The organism is Gemmatimonadaceae bacterium (assembly GCA_035633115.1).
Lineage (GTDB): Bacteria > Gemmatimonadota > Gemmatimonadetes > Gemmatimonadales > Gemmatimonadaceae > UBA4720.
The window spans coordinates 139,743-161,786 of sequence record DASQFN010000047.1; the positions used below are offsets into that span (position 1 = coordinate 139,743).

The window sequence follows — 22,044 nt, forward strand, 5'->3', positions numbered from 1 at the left end:
CAGTGGGACGGCAGTCCGCAGTGCTCTGTTACGCTCTTCGCACGCTTTCGCTGCGCAAATCGTCCTCGTGACTCGAAGCGCCGTGCGGATGGAAATCGGGGACGAGAGTCTGCAGCAGCTTACGGATATAGTCCTCCGGCCGACCGATATCTGTTGCTTTGGTGAGCGCCTCGATGCGCCTTACCGTACCGTCGGCGAGCAACCCGTTTCTCGCACGCAGAACTTTGGGGTGATCCGTCGGAAGCACATTCTCGGCCGTGAAGAACATCTCTTCGTACAGCTTCTCGCCGGGCCGCACGCCGGTGAACGTGATCTCGATGTCGGTTCCGACCTCGAGGCCCGACAGACGGATGAGATCGGTAGCAATGTCCACCACCCGAATCTGCTCACCCATGTCGAGCACGAATACTTCACCGCCACGCCCGAGTGCACCCGCCTGTAGAACCAGCTGCACCGCTTCGGGGATCGTCATGAAGTAGCGACGCATTTCGGGGTGCGTGACCGTGACGGGGCCACCAGCGCGAATCTGCCGGAGGAAGGTGGGAACAACGCTGCCGCGGCTGCCGAGGACATTCCCAAAACGCACCGAAACGAAATTGCGGTGATGCTTTGTAGCGGCGTGCTGCACGAGCTGCTCGGCGATTCTCTTCGTCGCGCCCATAACGCTCGTTGGGCGGACGGCCTTGTCGGTCGAGATGAACACGAAATGCTGCACGTTCGTCTCGATGGCGGCGTCGACAACGTTCCTCGTGCCTGAAACGTTATTCGTCACGGCTTCGAGGACGTTGTCCTCCATCAGGGGGACGTGCTTGTGGGCGGCGGCGTGAAAGACGGCGTGGGGCCGCTGCTGCTGGAAGATGTGGAAGATCCGGTTGCGGTCACGAACATCCGCGATCACCGGCATGATGTCGACGTCCGGAAAGCTGAGCGACAGCTCCTGGAAGATGTCGAAGATCGAGTTCTCGCCGTGTCCAAGGAGCACGAGCTTTGACGGCGCAAGCCGCGCGAGCTGGCGACACAGCTCGCTGCCGATGGATCCGCCCGCGCCCGTGATGAGAACGGTCTCGCTCGTCGCAAGCTCGGCGACCGCGGCCAGATCCGTCTCTACGGCGTCGCGACGCAGGAGGTCCTGAATCTCCACCTCGCGCAGGCCGGTAGCATTTCCCTGGCGCGAGATGATCTCAGGCAGACTTGGGACGGTTCGCGTCGGGATGCCGCAGCTCAACGCGGCGCGGACGACCTGCCGTATGACAGTGCCCGGCGCCGAGGGCATTGCGATGATGATCTCGGCGACACCGAAGCGCTCGACGATCTCGGGGATGTGTGCGAGCGGGCCAAAAACCGGGAGGCCGGCCAGCATGTGTCCGTGCTTCGACGCGTCGCTGTCGACGAACCCGATCGGCTCGAGTCCAAGCTGAGATGTCGCGAACAGCTCCTTGACCACAAGCTTTCCAGCGTCCCCGGCACCCGCGATAAGAACACGCTTGCCGCTCTCGTACCGGCGGCGGCGGAGCGAGCCATGGCGCGTTACGCGCACCATCAGCCGCGGCAAGGCGATGAGTGCACCCGTGAGGAGGGTGTCGATGAATACCACGGAGAAGGGAACACGCGTCTCCGTGAGGTTGAACACCGGAAGGATGACGATACCCACGAGCCCGGCAACGACGCCGCCGCCGAACGCCGCGACGGCGATGGGCTTCAGCTCACCGACGCTCGCGTGTCGCCACAAACGCCGATACATCCCCGCGGCGTAAAAGATCGCCAGGCGAAGCGGTATCGAGAGTAGGAGGTAGAGGGAGACGAGTCGAAGATTTTGACTTATCCAGCTCGCTTCCTCGAATCTTACGAGGAAGGCGACGAGCGGTGCCAGAATGACCGCGAGCGCATCGGCGACGAAGAGATGCCTGTTACGGAGTGACTTCAGCGTCAAAGGTATTACGTGCCGGCGAAGGTCATTGTCAAAGGAATTTCACGCACTCCGACTTCCCCGGTAGGCGGGCAAGGCAAAGGACATGCCGGGTCCAATCTATGCGGAAGTGGCGGACGCACAACCCGGATGTCACATATTGACCGATAGTTACATCGTTCGCGCTGCTCAATATGACGATTGACCTACGACAGCACCGATGTGACATTACTCCGGCTTTCCCATTACCGTTCAATAATCATGCTGGCCGCCCGTCCGGCGCCGACCAGTCGATGACAATCGCGGATCAGCACCGCACTCCAACCACATGAAGACTGCGCTAATTACCGGAGTCACGGGACAGGACGGCGCCTACCTCGCCAGACTGCTGCTCGCCAAGGGCTACATGGTCCACGGCGTCAAGCGCCGCGCCTCGCAGTTCAACACACAGCGGGTAGACGGCATCTACGCCGAGCCGCAGGACGTCCATTCGCGGTTCGTCATGCATTACGGCGACCTCACCGACTCGACGAACCTGATCCGCATAGTTCAGGAGACCCAGCCGGACGAGATATACAACCTTGCCGCCCAGAGCCACGTCCAGGTCTCTTTCGAAACACCCGAGTACACGGGAAACGCCGACGGTCTTGGAACGCTGCGACTGCTTGAAGCGCTGCGCATACTTGGAATGCTCGGACGCGTTCGATTCTATCAGGCGTCGACCTCGGAGATGTTCGGGAAGGTGCAGTCCGTTCCGCAGTCCGAGACCACTCCGTTCTATCCGAGGTCCCCTTACGGTGTCGCGAAGCTTTACGCCCACTGGATAACGGTGAATTACCGGGAGGCGTACGGCGTTCATGCTTCGAGCGGCATACTGTTCAATCACGAGTCGCCGATCCGGGGCGAGACCTTCGTGACTCGCAAGATCACGATGGCCGCCGCCCGCATTCGCGAGGGACAGCAGGACAAGCTCTATCTGGGGAACCTCCACGCCAGACGCGACTGGGGATTTGCCGGAGACTATGTGGAGGGCATGTGGCGGATGGTGCAGGATGACGCGCCCGGTGATTATGTCCTGGCCACGGGCGAGGTTCACACCGTCCGGGATTTCTGCCGCCTCGCGTTCGCCCGTGCGGGGATGGACATCGAATTCCGCGGAGGCGGGACTGACGAGGCCGGGTTCGACACAGCCACCGGTCGCGAAGTGATCGCCGTGGATCCGCGCTATTTCCGCCCGACAGAGGTCGAGCTCCTCATGGGCGATTCCACGAAGGCCCGAACAAGACTTGGATGGGTGCCTACCGTTAACTTCACTGAGCTAGTGGAGATGATGGTGGATGCAGACCTGACTGCGCTCCAATCCGGAATTCCCTTTACGGTAGAGTCGTCCGACTCGGCTCTGCAGGCACTGCTTAAGTGACCCCGGTAACGCCGGCGAAGTGTTACGTCGCCGGACACCGCGGGCTGGTCGGGTCGGCACTGGTGCGCGCCCTGCACGCCGCCGGATACCCGGCGCCGATAGTGCGACTGCGGGCGGAGCTCGACCTGCTCGACCAGCGTGCCGTCCGGGCGTTTTTCTCCGAGACAACGCCGGAGGTGGTTTTCGTAGCGGCGGCAAGAGTCGGTGGAATCCAGGCGAACAACAGCGAGCGGTGGGACTTCATTCATCAGAATCTTGTCATCGAAACGAACATTCTCGGTGCCGCGCTCGAGACGGGCGTAGAGCGCCTTGTTTTCTTCGGGAGCTCATGCATCTATCCGCGTCTCTCACCGCAGCCAATCCGGGAAGACTATCTGCTGACCGGCCCGCTGGAAGAAACCAACGAGCCGTACGCGATCGCGAAGATCGCCGGCGTCAAGATGGTCGAAGCGGCCGTCGCGGAACACGGTGTCGACTGGGTTTCCGTAATGCCGACGAATCTTTACGGACCAAATGACAACTTCGACCTGGAGACATCGCACGTTCTGCCGGCCCTCATCCGGAAATTTCACGAAGCCAGGGAAGCGCGTGAATCGGGTCGCGACGAGCCGGTCGTCCTATGGGGGACCGGCACGGCTCGCCGCGAGTTCCTGCACGTCGATGACGCCGCAAGGGCGGCGATCCAGCTGATGGAATCTCGCGCCACCGGCTTGTTCAACGTCGGGTATGGTGAGGATCTGCCGGTGAGCGAGCTTGCCAGTCTGGTTTCGTCAGTTCTCGGCTACGACGGACCCGTGCGGTGGGACAGCTCGCGCCCGGACGGCACTCCACGCAAGCTGCTCGACTCGTCGCGCATCCTCGCCACGGGTTGGGCGCCGCGCATCCCGCTAGAGGACGGCATACGGTCGGTTTATGAGTGGTACCGTGAGGCCAGCGAGTCCATGATGACGAGGGCCGGCCACTGACCCCTCCGGCAGTCGTCATCGAACCGACCCGCGGATGGGCCGCACTCGACCTCCGTGAGCTCTGGAAGTACCGCGACCTGCTGATGATTCTTGCAGGCCGCGACATCAAGCTCCGCTACAAGCAGACGGTCCTCGGAGTTGTCTGGGTCGTGCTGCAGCCGCTCGTCGCGGCGTTGATCTTCACGGTGATGTTCGGACGATTCGCCAAGCTGCCGAGTGACGGGCACCCGTATCTCCTCTTCGTTTTCGCCGGTGTCGTCATCTGGAACTACTTCGCCGCCGTCCTTCAGCGGGGAGGCAACAGTCTCCTCACCGACTCGCGGCTCATCACGAAGGTTTATTTCCCTCGCCTCATAGTTCCGCTGGCCAGCACCTTCTCCGCGATGATCGATCTCGCCGTGTCGCTAACCGTACTCGGCGTGCTGATGATGATTTACGGAGTGATGCCCACGTGGCGGCTGCTGACGCTTCCGTTGTTCATTGGCCTCGCGGCGCTCACTGCAACTGGCGTGAGCCTGTGGCTCACGGCTCTCAACGTGCGATATCGCGACTTTGTCCACGCGATGCCGTTCATGCTTCAGGTGTGGATGTTCGCAAGTCCTGTGGCTTACGCCACATCGATAGTGCCCGAGCAGTGGCGCCTCCTGTACGGGTTGAATCCGGCGGTCGCGTTTATCGAGGGTTTGAGGTGGGCTATCCTTGGAACAAGTTCGATCACGCCGCAGACAGTCGCGATCGCGGTTGCAACGGGTACTGTGATTTTCATTAGCGGAGCCTTCTTCTTCCGCCGGGTCGAGCGCGGGTTCGCCGACACAGTATGAGCGACAAAGCACTCATCGTTGACGGGATCTCGAAGTCGTACCGCATTGCGCGCGCGCTCGTCCGCCAGCCGTACCGTACACTCCAGGAGGACGTCATCGCTCTGCCGCGAACGCTCTGGAAGCGGGCGCTCGGCAAATCCGAGACGCTGGAGACCTTCTGGGCTTTGAGCGACGTGAGCTTCAACGTCAATACGGGAGAGGTGGTCGGCATCGTAGGTCGGAATGGGGCGGGGAAGAGTACTCTGCTCAAGATTCTTTCGCGCATTACGGAGCCTACACACGGACGCGCCGAGATTTACGGGCGGGTCGGTGCTCTCCTCGAAGTTGGGACGGGCTTTCATCCGGAGCTGACAGGGCGCGAGAACGTGTTTCTCAGCGGCGCAATCCTCGGAATGAGGCGCAGCGAGATCACGCGACGCTTCGACGAGATCGTGAGCTTCGCGGAAGTCGAGCAGTTCATAGACACGCCAACGAAGCGCTACAGCAGCGGCATGTACACGCGTCTCGCGTTCGCGGTGGCGGCTCATCTGGAGCCGGAGATTCTTCTCATCGACGAGGTGCTTGCTGTTGGCGACTCTGCGTTTCAGAAAAAGTGCCTCGGCAAGATGGGAGACGTGGCCGGTGAGGGGCGCACGGTATTCTTCGTGAGTCACAACAATCAGGCGGTGAGACAGCTCTGTTCCCGCTGCATACTGCTGGACCATGGCCGCGTCGTAGCCGACGGCCCAACCGACTCCACGCTAGCGGTTTATAACCAGCGATTGCGAGACATGCGCGTGGACAGCGAAACGGGCGTGAACAATCCGGAGAACCGTCGTGGCTCGGGTGCGGTACGGATAAGCGCTGTGTCTCTCGAGGATCTCAAGGGGGTCGAGCGATATACGTTCCAGATGGGCGATACGGTGCGGTTTCGCATCTCCTGCAGGGTGAACGCGCCAATGCGCGGCCTGGCGATCGTGGTTGCGCTGCGCTCGGGAATGTCGCGGGAGCTCGTCACCTCGGCGCGTCATGTGATTACCACCGCGACCATCCCACAGGGCGAAACGGCGACAGTGGTAATCGATCTGCCAAACGTGTATATCCGGCCGGGCGAGTACCCCCTCTACCTCCACGCCAGCGAGGTTGTCCAGTCGCCTGTGAACTACGACGTCCTCGATGACCTTACGCCGCCGCTTGTGATTGCCGGGGCAAGGGGCGTGCACGAGAATTTTGATCCATCACAACCATACGGGGTATTCTCTATTCCGTCGCGAATCGTAGTTGAGGAATGGCCCGCGACCGCTGTACCCCACAAAGCGAGAACGACAAATCTCGAGCATCAGCAGACAGTTCGCTAAGCGAGAGCCGTTCGTCATCGAGGGAGATCTGACCGATCGCCTCGTCATCGGCACGGTGCAGCTCGGTTTGCCGTACGGCCGGCACCGTGCGTCGACTGTCACGCACGAGGACTCCGCATTTCGAATTCTGGACGCGGCGTGGTCCCTTGGCATTCGAGCTTTCGACACGGCAGAAGCGTACGGATCGTCGGCTCGACGGCTTCGAGCATGGAGCGATTCACGCGGCAACGCCGAGGCGTTGGAGATTATTACGAAGTGCAGCCTCGATTCTCCGGATGAATCACTGCATGCGCTGGAAGATAGGGCCAACAAGGCGCTCCGCCGCTTCAGCGGGGTTCGCCGTGTTGTGCTGCTGACGCACGGCGCCGTCGACGCGGATCGATGGCCGGCTCTGCTGGCGGCATCCGCGGCGCACGACGCCATCGTCGGCCAAAGCGTCTACTCCGCGGACGATGTGAGCGCCGCTTGCGCGCTGCCCGGCATGGGAAGGCTGCAGGTTCCAGGGAACGTTCTCGATTCGCGAGCCATCCGGGCGCGCGGGGACTCGCCCGTCCCGCTCGACGTTCGCTCAGTCTACCTTCAGGGCGTGCTGCTCGAGGCTCCGCACATGGCAGACGCGCGAGCTCCGGGTGCGGCAGGGATCACAGCGGCCGTTCAGGACGCCGCCGCCGAGCTCGACACGAGCCTCGCCTCATTGCTCATCGCCACCATGCTCAAGGTCATTCGGCGTGACGACCGGCTCGTGATCGGTATCGATAACGTGTCCCAGCTCGATGCCTTACCCCCAGCCTTCGAAATACCTGATGACACCGTGCAGGAATTTCGAGAGACGGTCGCGCGCCTCGCCGGCGATCCCGCGTTGACCATCCTGCTCGATCCACGCGGCTGGCCATCTCCGCAGCCCGGCTGACGGCGCCGGCGCGCAGCGCCGTCTGCATCTCGCGAGCGCTGGAGTCCAGGGACGTCATTCAATACATTGACCGTCCATGACCCTGCCACCGCCACTCGCAATCATTCAGGCCCGCGTGGGCAGCAAGCGGCTTCCCGGAAAGGTTCTCCTGCCGATCAGAGGAGCTCCGCTCATCGAGCACGTCTGGCGCAGGACTGTCAAAGCGTTCGGGAAACGACACACTGTCGTTGCCCATCCCGACACACCCGAAAATGCGCCGCTCGTCGAGTACCTGGAATCTCTTGGTGCTCAGCGGTTCCCCTGGAACGGACCCGAGGACGACGTGCTCTCGCGCTTTTACTTTTGCGCGCACCGTTATCGGTGGCATCCGGACTCGGTGATCCTGCGGGTCACGGCGGACGATTGGCGGAAGAGTCCGGCAATGATGAGGAGAGTAGCGAACGGCGAGCGCATGGCGGTGGAGCTGGGCGCCGAGGCTTTTACGCTCGCAATGCTGGACGAAGCGCAAGAGAAGCCCGACCTGCCGGCTGACCACCGAGAGCACATCACGCTCGCTCTGTTTCCTACGCTTCCACCAAAGCCACCGCCCGGAGTCTGGACCATCGACACGGCCGACGACCTGGCCGCAGCGCAGAGCGTGGGTGCGTAATACTGGCGCAGTAGCCGCGTTCGAGGACGCGTTCGCTCAATTCGTGGGAGCGAAGTTCGCAGTGTCATGCGTGAATGGAACAGCCACGCTGCACACCGCGCTCGTTGCGCTGGGAGTCGAGCCGGGCGACACCGTTTCAGTTCCATGCATCACTATGGCCGCTACAACAGCTGCCGTATTGCATGCCGGCGCGATTCCGCAATTCGTCGACGTTGATCCCGAGACATGGCTGATGCAGCGAAGCGGTTCCGAATACTCGATTCCTGTCTCGCTGTTCGGCCTATGCTTCCCGCACGCGTATTCGAGCCGCTCAATCGACGACGCAGCGCAGACGCTCCGGAAGCATGGCCCGTCCGCGTTCACGAGCTACAGCTTCCAGGCATCCAAGATCATTTCGACGGGTGAAGGCGGCATGCTCGTGACGAATTCAAAGGAGCTCGCCACGCGTGCGCGCGAATTCGGATCCCTCGGCTACCGCATGAATGCGAAGCAGCCTAGGATCGATTCCGCAACGCTGAAGTCACCGACCTTCAATCGTCATCACTCGCTCGGCTGGAATTACCGGATGGCTCCTGCGGTCGCAGAAGAAGGGCTGAAGCAGCTGGCGAAGGCGGAACAACTCCTGGCCGACCGCAGACAGGCGGCCGAACTCTACGCCACGGCAGCGAGCGGCTGTGCGTGGCTGCGCCAGCAATACGTTCCGAATGGCTGGCTCCACGACAACTGGGCCTTTGCCGTTGCGCTCGAATCAAAAGAGCTCTGGCCGCCTTTTGTCGACAGCATCTGCAGGCATGGCGGTGAGCGGCCGTACGCCTGCTGGCGGGTCACCTATCAGGAGCCGGCCTTTCGCCATCTTGCGCCGGATGGAACCTGCCCGAATGCAGAGGAGCTTCAGCCCCGACTCGTGCAGTTCCAGACTAACGACATCCAGTCGGCCGAGAAGAACGCGCACGCAGTAATGAAAGCTATCGGGGAAATCGGCTGAGAAGCTGGCAAGTCCATCCCAGGCAACGGGAATGCCTGCTCGGTGAAGCGATTACCGTGTTGCCGCAATGAAATACCAGGGCATCAGCAGCGGACCCGATATCTGAAGTCTGCGTCCATCTTCGAGCTTCTCAGTGAATGTCGACATCAGCCCTTCCCTGTACTTTGGCAAGTCGACATCGATCTCGAACGGCGTGAAGCGAAAATCGCCATAGCCGTTTGCCTGCATGTGTTTTCTTGTGACGGGCAATGAGTACACATTGTAGAAACCAGACCGGTTTGGCTCGAGACCAGCGTCGTATTCGGTTATGTCGATCGTGCAGGAGACCGGCCCGTCATAAAACAGAGAAGTCAGTGCGATCCACTGAGGAGCCAGCTTTGCCATGGCTCGGAGAGGACCCTCGCCCTTGGGAAGCGCCATCAGGGATTGGAACGATACCACACCATCGAATTCCGACACGTACTTTGGATCGAGGTTGTAGATGTCGCCGACTTCAAGGCGGCATTCGCCGATTCCCCTGCTCTGAAAAAAGGCGTTACCACGCTCGACGTTGTCGGGATTGATGTCGACACCGACAAAAGTGGATTTCGGGTACCGCTTCGACAAGTGGTAGATGTTGGCGCCCGTGCCCGAACACAGATCCACTACTCGGAGCTCGCTCTCGGGACTCATCAGGAGTTCGGTCTCGAGCCAATCGCAAAACGCAATCGTGCTTCTATACGGTTCCAGGAACTGCCTCTCGTGATACTCAGTGTTGACCTTGTCCTTATCGAGCCATTCAGCCGTGCGCTGTTCCATCGCGATCCTCGGTTTTGTTAGCACACACCAAACCTAGTGCACAGATTGCACGGCCGGAGCCTTGGTTCTCGGGGAATATCTATCACTTGACGGAGCAAATCTTGTATTTTGCGACGGTCCCGTTCCGGGGCGGCAGGCGATAACTCATGCAGGGATCACGGAATAACGAATGCTCAGTGGCAAGACTGTACTGATAACGGGCGGCACGGGCTCATTCGGGCGGCGGTTTACCCAGACCGCGCTAGCCCAATTCAATCCGAAGCGGCTCATCGTTTTCAGCCGAGACGAGCTGAAGCAGTCGGAGATGCATGCGCATTTCCCGGATGACGAGTACCCGAACATCCGGTTCTTCATCGGCGATGTGCGCGATCGCGATCGTCTCTACAGGGCCTTCGACGGCGTGGACATTGTCGTCCATGCGGCGGCACTGAAGCAGGTACCCGCTGCGGAATACAATCCACTGGAAGCGGTCAAGACCAACGTTCTCGGCGCCGCTAACGTGATCGACGCCGCAATCGATCGTGGTGTGGAAAAGGTCATAGCGCTCAGCACCGACAAGGCGGCGAGTCCCATCAGCCTTTACGGCGCAACCAAGCTGTGCTCCGACAAGCTCTTCGTCGCGGCCAACAGCTACGTTGGAGTCCATCGCACCCGGTTCAGCGTTGTGCGCTACGGAAACGTGGTCGGAAGCCGGGGCAGTGTGATACCGCTGTTCCAGCAGCGCGCAAAAACGGGAAAACTGCCCATCACTGACCCGCGAATGACGCGCTTCTTGATCACGCTCGACCGCGGCGTGCAGTTCGTTCTTCAATGTCTCGGGGAGATGCGCGGCGGTGAGATTTTTGTGCCGAAGATACCCAGCATGAAGCTCATCGATCTTGCGCGAGTGATTGGACCTGAGTGCGACCTGGAGATTGTGGGAAGGCGGCCCGGAGAGAAGCTCCACGAGGTGATGGTCAGCGAGGACGATGCGCAGAACACGCTGGAGTACGACGACTTTTACGCGATCCTTCCGACCGTTCGGAACTGGAACCAGGATCAAGCTCGGGATAACAATGGCGGCCGGCCATGTCCCGAAGGCTTCCGCTACAGCAGCGAGACGAACACACGCTGGCTGTCGGTTGCCGAACTGGAGCAGATAATCGATCAGGTGCGCTAGCGCCCGAGTGACCGAATGCTGCTCGTAGCGGGCGCCAGCGGGTTCCTTGGTCGCAATCTCACGCTCGAGGCACTTGCATCCGTGCGTCCGGTCGTTGGGGTCGTCCACCATCATCCGGTCGACCACATCGCGCTCGAGAGTGTCAGCGCAGATCTGACCACCCCAACAGCAGCCAGGGCGCTTCTCAGAAGGCTCCGGCCGGCAACGGTTGTAAATTGCGCCGCCTTCGCCGACGTGGACGCATGCGAAGCCAATCCGGAGCGCGCGCGCCTGGTCAACGTCGAGCTTCCACGATCACTCGCCGTCACCTGCGCTGAGCTTGGGGTCGGGCTCGTGCACATCTCGACCGATTCTGTCTTTGACGGCACATGCGGCGGCTACACGGAATCCGACAAGCCTGCGCCGGTCAATGTCTACGCCCGATCGAAGCTGGAGGGCGAACGCGCAGTCCAGGACGCCTTTCCCGAAGCGCTCATCATTCGCACGAACTTCATCGGCGCCTCGGGTCGCGGCGCGGGCCTGGCCGACTGGGTCAGCTCACGACTCGAAGCGGGTGAGCGGATAGGCGGCTTCGCCGACGTGATTTTCTCCCCACTACTCGCCAATGAGCTTGCGCGCGTCGTCCTTGCCGCGATTGATTGCGGGCTTCAGGGTCTTTATCACGCCTCTGCCGGAGACGCTTGCAGCAAGTATGAATTCGCATGCCGGCTCGCTGTCGCGCTTGGGGTCGACACTGGGCTCGTAAAAAGTGCGCGCCTTGCTGACGCAAAGCTGCCGGCGCCGCGCCCGCTGAATACCTCCATGTCGTCGGCGCGGCTCGAGGCGGCTCTTGGCCGGCAAATGCCGTCGGTCGACGCTGCGATATCGGGCTACGTCGCTCTGCGGTCCGCAGGCTTCGACAGCAGCCTTCACGAACGAGACCTGGTCAGCTAATGCCAGCGCTGAGAATCGCGGAGCGCGTGGTCGGTGAAGACAACCCGACCTATTTCATCGCAGATATCGCCGCAAACCACGATGGAGATGTCGAGAGGGCGATCGCTCTCATCCACCTCGCCGCCGAGGCAGGAGCCGACGCGGCCAAGTTCCAGCACTTTCGCGCCGAGTACATCGTCAGCAAACAGGGCTTCGAGTCGGGCCCGAAGTTGTCGCACCAGAGCAAATGGAAGAAGTCCGTGTTCGAAGTTTATAAAAGTGCGTCGGTCCCCTGGGAATGGACGGGACGCCTCAAGTCTGCGTGCGACCAAGCCGGAATCCATTTCTTCTCGTCGCCCTACGACCTGGAAGCCGTGGACATGCTCGATTCATATGTACCGGCTTTCAAGATCGGATCGGGTGACATCACCTGGCCGGGCATACTCGAGCACATCGCGCGCAAGAACAAACCGGTCCTGCTCGCCACCGGTGCGTCGAAGCTCGGCGATGTCGAACGGGCGGTCGGGGCGATTCTCGGGCTGAATCCTCAGCTCCTGTTGATGCAGTGCAACACGAATTATACCGGAACTGCGGAGAACCTCGCCTTCGTCAATCTTCGTGTGCTCCGGCAATTCGCCTCGATGTATCCGGATCTGGTCCTGGGGTTGAGCGACCATACGCCCGGTCACGTAACCGTGCTCGGTGCCGTTACCCTGGGAGCACGAGCCATCGAGAAGCACTTCACCGACGATCGCAGCCGCGAAGGCCCCGATCATCCGTTCTCGATGGATCCCGCCGGCTGGCGCGAGATGGTGGATCGGACCCGCGACCTCGAGCGTGCGCTTGGCGACGGCGTCAAGAGAGTCGAGGCGAATGAGCAGGAGACCGTGGTCATCCAGCGGCGCTGCCTCAGGGCAACGCGTGACCTCCCAGCGGGGACTGTGCTTGAGGAGGGACATCTCGAAGCTCTGCGTCCCGCTCCTTCCGACGCTATCATGCCTTTTAACCTGCACGAAGCTGTCGGACGCACTCTTGGTCGCGGACTGCCGCAGGGCGAGTATCTCAAGTGGACCGATCTCACCTGAAGGTCCTGTACATTTCGCGGGGCTACACTACCCACGATCACCGTTTTCTAAAGTCCTTTGTCGGTGCCGGATGGGCTCCCACTCATCTGCCTCTCCTCGAGGAAAAGCTGGATGCGCGTCCGCTCCCCGAAGGTGTGCGGACAGCGACCTGGATGACCCACCGTGCCGAGCCGGGCGCGCAGGGGGCCTGGAGAAGCCGCCGAAACAGACTGATCGAGCTTCTTTCGGACGTGCGGCCGGATGTTGTCATCGGAGGTCCCGTACAATCCGGAGCGTTCCTCGCCGCTCTTGCCCGGGCAAGGCCGCTGGTGACAGTCTCCTGGGGAACGGATCTTCTCGTGGACGCCAATGCGTCAGCGCGTTCCCGGTTCATCACTCGCTATACACTTGATAATTCCGCAGCAGTGTTCGGTGACTGTCGTGCGGTGCGTGATGCAGTGCACCGGCACTCTTCGCTCCCCGACGATCGTATTGTCACGTTCCCCTGGGGAATCGATCTCACACGCTTCAGCCCGCGCCCTCCTGCGCTGACGATCCGAACCGACCTTGGCTGGGCCGGGAATGAAGTCTTGATATCCACTCGCAGCTGGGAGCCGGTGTATGCCGTCGACGTGCTCGTCCGTGCTTTTGCTCTGGTGCGGCAGCAGCGGCCGAGCGCGCGGCTCATCCTCCTCGGCGACGGCTCCCTCGAGCGCGAGGTTCGGCGGCTCATTGGCGATCTCGGACTGCAGGACTTTGTCCATGCTCCCGGGCGGGTGCCGTACGACTCGTTACCCGACTATTTCCGGTCCGCCGACGCCTATGTCAGCGCTGCGGTCAGTGATGGCACGTCGATCTCGCTTCTCGAGGCAATGGCGTGTGGACTTCCGGTGGTGGTAAGTAATAGTTTTGGAAACCTGGAATGGGTTCGCGAGGGCGTGAACGGAGCATTGGCGCCTCCGGGCGATATCGAATCCCTCACCGCGGCAATGTTGCTGGTGATCTCGCACGAGTATGAGTCGGCTCGCATGCGTGAGGCGAATGTCGCGACTGCTCGCGACCATGCGAATTGGGATGCGAATTTTCCAGGCTTTGTGGGGCTCGTCGAGAGACTGGCCACCAGTTGAAGCCGTACCTGTCCCACCGATTACCTTGACCGCCCGACACCTATCTCACAGACAGACGTTAAGCGAAACGTGGAACGAATCGAATTCCATACAATTGCCGGTGCAGACACGAGCGCACTGGGCGCACGTCTGAGCCCTTTTTGCGGGCGGCGGAATTGAGGCGGTTTTCGGCTGGCCCCTTCGAGCGACTCCGGACGCTCTATCGGCGGCTGCCTCGCGGGCTGAGAGAGGTGATCTGGACAACGGTCGATCAGATGCCGTTGGGTGTCCAGCGGCTTCTCCCACATACCGACGAGCACCAGCGCTGGCAGATGCAGCAGCTGTATGAGCGGAACACCGCCCCTCGTCCGGCCGCCCCCACCGTGCTCTTCTGGATACCGGGGGGAATGCAGCACTTGCTGCATGTCGAAACGGCGATTGCCGCGGCACTCCGCCTGAGAGGCTATAACGTCCATGCGATCCTCTGCGATGCGCCGTATAGCGCCTGTGCTAAACGGGAGGTCACGGACGGGATTCCATACGAGAACTGGCGACAGGTGTGTAAGAAGTGCATCGCCGCGAATCGAGGCGTGGTCGAGCTGATGGGTATACCGTACTCGTCGGTTGGAGATTTCGTCGCCCCCGAAACGAGGAAGGCTTTGTGGTGCCGCGCCGAGCAATGCACGGCGGGCAACCTTCTGGAGCTTACCCACAACGGGGTGGCGATTGGGCACAACGTGGTGTCGTCCCTGGTGCGTTATCGACGGGGTTTCCCCATCGAGATTGATGAGCGGGTTGTCCGAGAGTACGCCTACAGCGCGCTGCTCTCAGCCGAGTCTGCCAGAGTCGCGATCGAAAGGTTCAAGCCGCAGCGCGTTTTCATGTCACACGGAGTGTATGTCGACTGGGGACCGGCGCTACACACTTCGCTGGCGCACCTTATTCCCGTCACGACGTGGAAGTCATCTTATCTCGCGGCCCGTTTCCTCTTTCACCATGTGGCCGATGGCAACGTCGACTTCTACCAGCTGAGTGATCGCGCCTGGCAGGAACGCGCTGCGGCTCCTCTTGCGGAAGAGGAGGAAAGCAGTCTCGATGCCTTTCTCTACAATCGGTATCACCACCCCGTCGGCTTCGATATGCAGATACTGCATCGATATACGGGCGAGACCGAGCGGCTACGCTCAAAGTATCGACTGGAGCGGGGAAAGCCTGTCTGGGGCATCATGTCCCACATCAGCTGGGACAGTGTCGCTGACTATTCGCCGATGGCTTATCAGTCGTTCGATGAGTGGATGATCGACACAATCGAGCAGGTCTCGCAGATCCCCGAGGTACAATGGCTGATTAAAGTCCATCCCTCGGAGACAGGGTACGATCGGGAGGTGGGGGTGCAGCGACTGATCGAGACACATTTCCCAACTCTTCCCTCGAACCTGAGGCTGATTCCGGCGGACGAAGCGCTGAGTCCACTGGAGTTCTTTGACCTTTTGGATGGTGGAGTAACGGTGTACGGGACTTCCGGACTGGAGCTGGCACTCTCCGGCAAGCCGGTGATACTCGCGGGAGAAGCGCACTACGGCCGCAAGGGATTCACCCACGACGGATTCACGATCGACAGCTACAGAGAGATCCTCAGGCGGGCACGGTCCATCGGTCGCCCTACTGCGGAGCAGACCGCATTAGCCCGGCAATATGCCTATTCAATATTCATGCAGCGGCAGGTTCCACTCCCGGTCGTTCGCGATCCTCATTCGCTCTGGTGGAACCTCCAGCACGAGAAGCGTGAGCATTTGCTGCCCGGAGCTGATCCTTTCCTGGATTTCATCTGCGAGCGGGTCATCGACGGAGAAGAGTTCATCATGGGGCGGGAGCTGGTCGAGCGGGCCGAATCCGACGAATGGTAGCATAGATGTTTTAGAGCGGTACATCCGTGACGAGATCGCAGCAATGACTGCAATGCCTGTCCCTAGCTCGGTCTCTCGGCTTCGAGCGTGAAACCGGGGTCAGGCTTGCGTCGTGAACTTTGGCGGAATTCCGAGCATTTTGAGAATCGTCGTCGCTGCCACCTCGGCCCCTCTTCCCGGATTGTACAGCAGCGTCGCGGCCAGGTTGCGGCGGTCGTCGGAACCCGCCTTCGGCTGGGCGAGACAGGCACCCGTCGCAGCCGCAAGACCGGCAACGTCGTCCACGACAACGCCGGCGTGCCTGCCGGCGTTTGCCTTCGGGTCGTTCCTGACATAGTCCGGATCCGAGTTGTAGGCCGGATGCTTCAGGGTCTTCTCGAAGTACTCCGGACAATCCAGGTAGATCACCGGCTTGTCGAGAACCATGAATTCGAGAGCGACGCTGCTGAAATCGGTGACCAGGACGTCACTCGCCACGAGAAGCGGGTCCACCTGAAAGCTTGTGACGTGCTTGAACCGCGGATCGGCCTCGAACCGGCGGAATCGCTCAACCCAGTCTACTCCGCCCGCATACCATTCGAAGCTCGGATTCGAGCGCTCCGTGTAACTGATAGGGTGGAGCTTGACGACGACGTTGATGTCGCCGAGAGTCAGCAGCTGCTCGATGACCTGTTCTCCGAACGTTCGAAGTGAGCCTCCGGCGTCCCAGGCCGGTGCATAGAGTGCGGTCTTTCGAGTGGGATCGAGGCCGAGTTGCTCGAGCACCTGACGCCGATCGTAGCGCCCCTGAAGCAGCGCGTCCGACTTGGGGTATCCAACGTTTACGAGCCTGATCTGCCGAAGATCCATCGCGTGAAGCACGAACATGTGCTCGTACTGCTCGCGGTGGAGCGGGCCGGTAAGAAAATGAACGTTGTAATTCCGGAGATGCTCTTTTGGGTACGACTCGAATTTTGTCGGCTGATTATGCGAGATGTTGATCCTGAGACTCGTCCGCGGTCCCTTCCCGTATACTGACGCCGAGAGGAAAACGTCCGCCAGCAGGAGTGCCGCGGCGAGGCCGGGATGAAAGCGACGTTCTGCGGGGACGTTGAAAACCGCCAACTGGTCTTCGTGAGCCGAGTGCTCGGTCGCGATGTACCACGAGATCGAGCGTCCGCTCCGGCGTTTGAGCTCCTCGACAACCGGCAGCAGAAACTGAATGAATCCGAGCTCCTCCACGAACACGATGATGATCCTGGATCCCTTGAGCTTGTCACCGATCATCAATCGCGTGAGGCGCGCGACCTCGTTCAGATCCCTTCGCTTCGCCGGGGTGCCGAAAGCCAGAACCCATCTGGCCCTCCGGTAAATTCTCCGCGGTAGCTCCTTCAAGCCCACGGTCAGTGCAGAGATCGGTTGAGTATTCCGAGCGCGTCATCGGCGGTCACAGCGCGGATGTTGTTGTCCGCGCGCCCGGGAGTCAGCAGGCGATCCTTGAGCGCAGCGGCCGATTCGCGCGTAACGTATCGGCGTACGTACGCCGGGACTTCCCAGCATGAAAACAACAATTCCAGCCGTCGCGCGGCGTCGTCAGTGCCGGCGGCGCCCAGCGTATCGCTGATCAGCTGCACCCTCTCTGGAGCCTGCTCGCCGTTGAAGCGGATGATCTCGGGCAAGGTGAAGCTGCAGGCGAGGCCGTGCGGCATTCCGAAGCGCGAGGTGAGCGGATAAGAGATCGAATGCGCGACCGCCGTGGCATTCGACGAGATCGCGAGCCCTCCAAGCAGGGCTGCTTCCTGCAGCGTGCGACGGCCGTCGATGTCCGTCAGGTTGTCGAGTAAGCGATCGAGCGTCGAGAAACTCTTCGTCAGGCCGGTGACTGCGAAGACATCGCTCACTGGCGAGGCGCGCCGATTCCAGATCGCTTCCATGCAGTGCGAAATCGTATCGAGCGCCGAAAAGAGTGTCAGCTCGCTCGGAGCGGTGAGCGTCAATTCCGGAACGAGCAGCGCCGCTTCGGGGAACAGTCGCGGGTGCGAGATGGAGTACTTGAATTCATTCGCTTCGTCCCACACGGTGCCCCACATCGTGACCTCACTACCCGTGCCTGCAGTGGTTGGAAAAGCAATCACGGGCAGTGGCGAAAAGTCTTCTGGAAAGGGCGTCCTTTCCCGCAAGTGACTGGATAGCCAGTTGCCATGGCTGCATCCGGGCGATGCGATGGCGGCTACGCCTTTCGCCGTATCAAGTGTGCTTCCTCCTCCCATGGCGATGAGCAAGTCGGGCGCGGAATCCAAAATGCTCTGCGCGGCAGCCGTGATCGATGCGATTGTCGGATTGGACTTTACGACGGAAAAGATGCGGATGGTTCGGGGCGCGCAGGCGCGTTTCACGCCCTCGACTACACCACGCGTAACCATTCCCGGAGTCGTGATGAGAGTGGCACTTCGAGATCCGATTAAGCCAGGAAGCTCGGATAGATCAGCGCTTCCGAAATGGATTCGTACGGGATTGTAGAACATCAAACGCGGACGAATTCACTGCGGGCCGATTCCCAGTCTTCCAGAGTATCGATTTCCTTCCACGGCTCATCGCCGGACGGCAGGCAGCGAAGGTCTTCGCCGGCTGCAGCCATTGTCGTGAACGCCGCTGTGTCGTAATCGTTTAGACTTTCGTTCAGGAGGTGTCGCTCCAACGTTTTGAACAGCGAACACGGCCGGCGTATCACCGCGATTCCAATCCATTCGCCCTGCGCGTCTGCAGAGGGAATGCTCTTGCTCGACTCGACGAGTCTGCCGTTGTCGTCGATCCGGACCTTCATCGCCTCGTCATCCACCGGCCCGAAGGACGTCAGTAGATCGACCGAAGCCCACGACGAAACTCCATTCTTCAGGAAATCGCCGAGCAATCGTTCGCTGTAGATCAGGTCGCCATGAAGGTAGACAAAGGGAGCGTCTGCCACGAAATCCCTCGCCATCCAAAGCGAGCCCATGTTGTTGCAGTGACGGTAGAACGGATTCGGGATGCGGGTGATCTGAGTACCGAGGGCCTCCGCAATCATCGCGGCCCGATATCCGACGACGACGCCAACGTCGACGATACCGTTTTCCCGCAGCAGCCGAACAGATCGGGCGAGCAGCGTCTCACCGTCGATCGCCAGAAGCGATTTGGGGCAACTCAGGGTGAGCGGGTGTAGGCGTGTCGCTAGCCCGGCGGCGACGATAACGGCCTTTCGAATCAAGGAGTCGCTGCCGCCGACGCCGAAGCGGCGACGAAACGCGAGAACCGTTGGCGAATCTCGGGAGGCCTGGTCCGCGGTCGCCCCAGGTTTGGCCGTGTACCACCCGAGATCTCCAGGTAGATGAAGCTGACCCTTCCGGAATCGAAGCCACGCTCGATCAGAGTCACCAGCTCGTCGGCGTTGTGCGCGTAAAACCCGTTGCCAAATCCTACCGACTCGGCGAAGCGAATGAAGTCCACATGGTCCGAGATCGTTTTCTGCCCGCCGGTCGAGTCATGGGCGTTGTTGTCGAGGAGCACGTGCGCGAGGTTGGGCGGCGCATAGGCGGCGACGACCGCAGCCGCACCCATTCGCATCAGGATCGAGCCGTCTCCGTCGATCACAACGATTCGGAGATCTGGCCGTGCCAGGGCGAGACCGAGCCCCAGAGAGCTCACACAACCCATCGACCCGACCATGTAGAAGTTGTTCGGGACATCGCCAACTTCGTAAAGCTCTCGTCCAGTGTAGCCGGTCGTTGCGAGAAACACTGTTCGGTTGGAGGCCAGCGATGCGATGGACGAAAGCGCATCGAACCGCGTTGACAACTTCACGGGTCCCGACCGGAACGCGAACTCACCCTTTCTCTCCGGGAGCAGCCGCGCGCTCACGGGCTGTTTCTTAAGATCCTGGGGGGAAAAAGTGCCGGCCCTCACGACAAAAAAGTATGGCTCCCCTGAGTCTATCACGCGATTGGCATGAGCGAGCTGTTGTTCGGCGGCACTCTCGTCCGTCGGCAGAAACGACCATTTGATTCGCATGAGGTCGAGGAAATCCGTGGTTATCCGACCCATCAGCTCGTGCTGCGGCTCGTCTGGCTTTCCGCTCGGCTCGCCTCTCAGGCTGACGATTCCCAGTATCGGAATCCGGAAGGTATAAATCAGGGAAGTGAGCGGCGAAGTCGCATTGGTCAGTCCGGAATTCTGGCAGAGAAAGACAGACTTCTTTCCGCCCAGCTGAGCGCCCGCGCAGATAGCGACTGCGTCCCCCTCGTTAGCTGCCATGATCAGCTCGCATTCGTTGACCGCGAAATTGATCAGATCCTTGAGATGGGAGCAGGGCACCCCGCTATAGACGGTGAACCCGTAGTCTTTCAACAGCCGCCCAAACCGACCGGTGTCGATCACTGCAACTCGCTCGCTCTCGTGAGGTCGACGATGCTGTCGACATCCATCCACGCCCCCCTTGTGTAAATCACTGAGACGATGGTCTGCCCTGCCAGCTCGGTAAACAGGTCGGCCATACGCAGAGATTTGAAATTCTCCTGCCTCGACATGCACTCGAGGGTCGTCTTCACAATAGCCGCGCCCCGCTGATTCACCTTCCACAGTCCGATGAACTCACCGCTCACCATTTCACGGGGAAGTGTGGAGGACATCTTCCTGAGCATCACGGGCTCGCTGAACGCCGAACGACTGTACGGCTTATCGGCCTGTACAAGATCGGTGTAGCTCTCGTCTAAGTTCCAGTCCGCGTCAACGACGATTGATATGTCACTCTCGCTGTTGATCAGCTCGTGAAGAATGTGATCCTTGAAGAGTATGTCCCCGTAAGAGATCACGGTGTTACCCTTGATCGAGTCGCGCGCAACGTAGAGGGAATAGAGCTCCTTCGTAGCTGCGTACTCGTCGTTGTCGACCGTCTTGATCCCCGGAAGGATGATCGCCTCTCTGGCAAAGCCACGAACGACAGTGACGTCAGTGATTCCCATCCGGTTGAAGCTGTTGAGCTGGCTTGTCAGGATCGGAACACCGTTGGCTTTGAGCAGCGTCTTCGGTATGTCGCGTGTCAGATCGCCGAACTTTTCCCCCTGGCTCGCGGCGAGCACTACGACGTTGTAACGCTTCCCGGAGGTGGGCAGGTACTTCTGCTCAGCGCTCTCGAGCTCATCCGCGCCCTGCAGATGGAAGATATCGCCGACCGTCGCGATTGTTCCTTCGACGTTGATGAGGCTCTTGTCGGCAAAAATTCTGGCGGTCGTTACGCGCATCGCCTGGATGGACGCGCGAACGTTGTGGTTCGCCCAGATTGCAAGGCTGATTCCCAGCTCGCGGAAGTGTTCCGTCGGTGTGGAGTAGTATTTGGTGGGTACGATCACTATTGGGAGACGCTTGTCCCATTCGGCCATGAACGCGTCGATATCTGATGGATTGGACTTCTTGCTGTGAACCAGCAGCGCGTCGGCGCCCGCCGAGTGATAGGCTTCGGCGCGAGTCAGGACGTCCTTCAGGCCACGGCCGGCGATGAACCCCTCGAGCCGCGCGACTACCACGAAATCCTCGTCTTTCTGCGTGTCCTTGGCTGCCTTGATCTTGCCACAGAATTCGTCCATGTCGGCAAGAGGCTGCGCGTCCCCGATAAACGAGTTGGTCTTCGGGAAACGCTTGTCCTCGATGCAGACGCCGGCGATGTCCCGCTGCTCCAGCTTGCTCACAAGGCGGCGCAGGTTGTTGAAATTTCCGTAGCCGGTGTCGCCATCCAGCAGAATCGGAATAGTCGTGACGTCGCTCATGAACTCCAGCACTTCGAGAACCTGAGTCCAGGAGGCCTCGTTATTGTCGCGGACTCCAAGAGCGGCTGAAATACTCAATCCGCTTCCCCAGATGCCCTTGAAGCCGGCTTCCTCGGCAATACGCGCGGACAGGCCGTTGTGCGCCTCGATGATGAAGTCGAGGTCTGGCGACTGAAGCATGGCGCGCAGCTGCGTGGTCTTTTTCATTGAACGGAAAATACGCATTGACCGACGCTGGAACATGGGCAATGTGGACGACACGCGTGCCGCGGGTGAAATTCCCCATCGTGGCACCTATATTTCCGCCACCCGCGCCAGGGCTGACCCGCGC

At 60.6% G+C, this 22,044-nt stretch carries 19 protein-coding genes; 12 read left to right on the forward strand and 7 right to left on the reverse strand.

Annotated features, from left to right (window positions below):
- Positions 1-28: 28 nt before the first annotated feature.
- The gene (locus VES88_05215; protein ID HYN80881.1) at positions 29-1,930 is read right to left on the reverse strand and encodes a nucleoside-diphosphate sugar epimerase/dehydratase; all 1,902 of its coding nucleotides are present in this window, start codon (positions 1,928-1,930) and stop codon (positions 29-31) included.
- A gap of 304 nt (positions 1,931-2,234) precedes the next feature.
- Between VES88_05215 and gmd the strand changes: the two genes are divergently transcribed.
- The 7 genes from gmd to VES88_05250 all read left to right on the forward strand — a co-directional run bounded on the left by gmd (position 2,235) and on the right by VES88_05250 (position 8,993).
- On the forward strand, positions 2,235-3,326 hold the full coding sequence (gene gmd / locus VES88_05220; GenBank protein HYN80882.1) for a GDP-mannose 4,6-dehydratase: 1,092 nt from the start codon (positions 2,235-2,237) through the stop codon (positions 3,324-3,326).
- Positions 3,323-4,291: a GDP-L-fucose synthase gene (locus VES88_05225; GenBank protein ID HYN80883.1), complete on the forward strand. Its 969-nt coding sequence runs from the start codon at positions 3,323-3,325 to the stop codon at positions 4,289-4,291. The genes gmd and VES88_05225 overlap by 4 nt, the downstream gene beginning before the upstream one ends.
- Before the next feature lie 83 nt (positions 4,292-4,374).
- Positions 4,375-5,112: an ABC transporter permease gene (locus VES88_05230; protein HYN80884.1), complete on the forward strand. Its 738-nt coding sequence runs from the start codon at positions 4,375-4,377 to the stop codon at positions 5,110-5,112.
- Positions 5,109-6,449, forward strand: a complete 1,341-nt coding sequence (locus tag VES88_05235) for an ABC transporter ATP-binding protein (GenBank protein ID HYN80885.1) — start codon at positions 5,109-5,111, stop codon at positions 6,447-6,449. The genes VES88_05230 and VES88_05235 overlap by 4 nt, the downstream gene beginning before the upstream one ends.
- Complete coding sequence (locus VES88_05240) at positions 6,373-7,359, forward strand: aldo/keto reductase (protein HYN80886.1); 987 nt, start codon at positions 6,373-6,375, stop codon at positions 7,357-7,359. The genes VES88_05235 and VES88_05240 overlap by 77 nt, the downstream gene beginning before the upstream one ends.
- Positions 7,360-7,435: 76 nt before the next feature.
- Positions 7,436-8,008: a hypothetical protein gene (locus VES88_05245; GenBank protein HYN80887.1), complete on the forward strand. Its 573-nt coding sequence runs from the start codon at positions 7,436-7,438 to the stop codon at positions 8,006-8,008.
- On the forward strand, positions 8,001-8,993 hold the full coding sequence (locus VES88_05250) for a DegT/DnrJ/EryC1/StrS family aminotransferase (protein ID HYN80888.1): 993 nt from the start codon (positions 8,001-8,003) through the stop codon (positions 8,991-8,993). Before VES88_05245 ends, VES88_05250 begins: the two co-directional genes overlap by 8 nt.
- 51 nt (positions 8,994-9,044) lie before the next feature.
- Here the strand turns inward: VES88_05250 and VES88_05255 are convergent, their stop codons facing one another.
- Entirely contained in the window at positions 9,045-9,791 is a 747-nt protein-coding gene (locus VES88_05255; protein ID HYN80889.1) for a class I SAM-dependent methyltransferase, read from the reverse strand.
- Positions 9,792-9,960: 169 nt separating this feature from the next.
- Here VES88_05255 and pseB point away from each other — a divergent pair, with 169 nt between their 5' ends.
- The 5 genes from pseB to VES88_05280 all read left to right on the forward strand — a co-directional run bounded on the left by pseB (position 9,961) and on the right by VES88_05280 (position 15,939).
- Positions 9,961-10,950, forward strand: coding sequence for a UDP-N-acetylglucosamine 4,6-dehydratase (inverting) (gene pseB, locus VES88_05260; protein HYN80890.1), 990 nt, complete (start codon positions 9,961-9,963; stop codon positions 10,948-10,950).
- Positions 10,951-10,965: 15 nt separating this feature from the next.
- Entirely contained in the window at positions 10,966-11,883 is a 918-nt protein-coding gene (locus tag VES88_05265) for an SDR family oxidoreductase (GenBank protein HYN80891.1), read from the forward strand.
- Complete coding sequence (locus VES88_05270) at positions 11,883-12,947, forward strand: N-acetylneuraminate synthase family protein (GenBank protein ID HYN80892.1); 1,065 nt, start codon at positions 11,883-11,885, stop codon at positions 12,945-12,947. The genes VES88_05265 and VES88_05270 overlap by 1 nt, the downstream gene beginning before the upstream one ends.
- Positions 12,929-14,053, forward strand: a complete 1,125-nt coding sequence (locus VES88_05275) for a glycosyltransferase (GenBank protein HYN80893.1) — start codon at positions 12,929-12,931, stop codon at positions 14,051-14,053. The genes VES88_05270 and VES88_05275 overlap by 19 nt, the downstream gene beginning before the upstream one ends.
- Before the next feature lie 155 nt (positions 14,054-14,208).
- The gene (locus VES88_05280; protein HYN80894.1) at positions 14,209-15,939 is read left to right on the forward strand and encodes a hypothetical protein; all 1,731 of its coding nucleotides are present in this window, start codon (positions 14,209-14,211) and stop codon (positions 15,937-15,939) included.
- A gap of 99 nt (positions 15,940-16,038) precedes the next feature.
- Here the strand turns inward: VES88_05280 and VES88_05285 are convergent, their stop codons facing one another.
- Genes VES88_05285 through aepX form a run of 5 tightly spaced genes read right to left on the reverse strand, consistent with a single transcriptional unit; the run spans position 16,039 to position 21,920 of the window.
- On the reverse strand, positions 16,039-17,313 hold the full coding sequence (locus VES88_05285) for a CDP-glycerol glycerophosphotransferase family protein (GenBank protein ID HYN80895.1): 1,275 nt from the start codon (positions 17,311-17,313) through the stop codon (positions 16,039-16,041).
- A gap of 8 nt (positions 17,314-17,321) precedes the next feature.
- Complete coding sequence (locus VES88_05290) at positions 17,322-18,443, reverse strand: phosphonoacetaldehyde reductase (GenBank protein ID HYN80896.1); 1,122 nt, start codon at positions 18,441-18,443, stop codon at positions 17,322-17,324.
- Positions 18,443-19,162, reverse strand: a complete 720-nt coding sequence (locus VES88_05295) for a sugar phosphate nucleotidyltransferase (protein HYN80897.1) — start codon at positions 19,160-19,162, stop codon at positions 18,443-18,445. The genes VES88_05290 and VES88_05295 overlap by 1 nt, the downstream gene beginning before the upstream one ends.
- A complete protein-coding gene (aepY, locus tag VES88_05300) occupies positions 19,159-20,328 on the reverse strand; it encodes a phosphonopyruvate decarboxylase (protein ID HYN80898.1) in 1,170 nt (389 codons plus the stop codon). The genes VES88_05295 and aepY overlap by 4 nt, the downstream gene beginning before the upstream one ends.
- On the reverse strand, positions 20,325-21,920 hold the full coding sequence (gene aepX, locus VES88_05305; GenBank protein HYN80899.1) for a phosphoenolpyruvate mutase: 1,596 nt from the start codon (positions 21,918-21,920) through the stop codon (positions 20,325-20,327). Before aepX ends, aepY begins: the two co-directional genes overlap by 4 nt.
- Between the last annotated feature and the right edge of the window lie 124 nt (positions 21,921-22,044).

Bases quoted from the DNA above. Each gene is read 5' to 3' on its own strand.
- gmd (HYN80882.1), top strand. From the start codon at position 2,235: ATGAAGACTGCGCTAATTACCGGAGTCACGGGACAGGACGGCGCCTAC.
- VES88_05230 (HYN80884.1), top strand. From the start codon at position 4,375: ATGATTCTTGCAGGCCGCGACATCAAGCTCCGCTACAAGCAGACGGTC.
- VES88_05235 (HYN80885.1), top strand. From the start codon at position 5,109: ATGAGCGACAAAGCACTCATCGTTGACGGGATCTCGAAGTCGTACCGC.
- VES88_05245 (HYN80887.1), top strand. From the start codon at position 7,436: ATGACCCTGCCACCGCCACTCGCAATCATTCAGGCCCGCGTGGGCAGC.
- VES88_05255 (HYN80889.1), bottom strand. From the start codon at position 9,791: ATGGAACAGCGCACGGCTGAATGGCTCGATAAGGACAAGGTCAACACT.
- pseB (HYN80890.1), top strand. From the start codon at position 9,961: ATGCTCAGTGGCAAGACTGTACTGATAACGGGCGGCACGGGCTCATTC.
- VES88_05265 (HYN80891.1), top strand. From the start codon at position 10,966: ATGCTGCTCGTAGCGGGCGCCAGCGGGTTCCTTGGTCGCAATCTCACG.
- VES88_05270 (HYN80892.1), top strand. From the start codon at position 11,883: ATGCCAGCGCTGAGAATCGCGGAGCGCGTGGTCGGTGAAGACAACCCG.
- VES88_05290 (HYN80896.1), bottom strand. From the start codon at position 18,443: ATGTTCTACAATCCCGTACGAATCCATTTCGGAAGCGCTGATCTATCC.
- aepX (HYN80899.1), bottom strand. From the start codon at position 21,920: ATGAAAAAGACCACGCAGCTGCGCGCCATGCTTCAGTCGCCAGACCTC.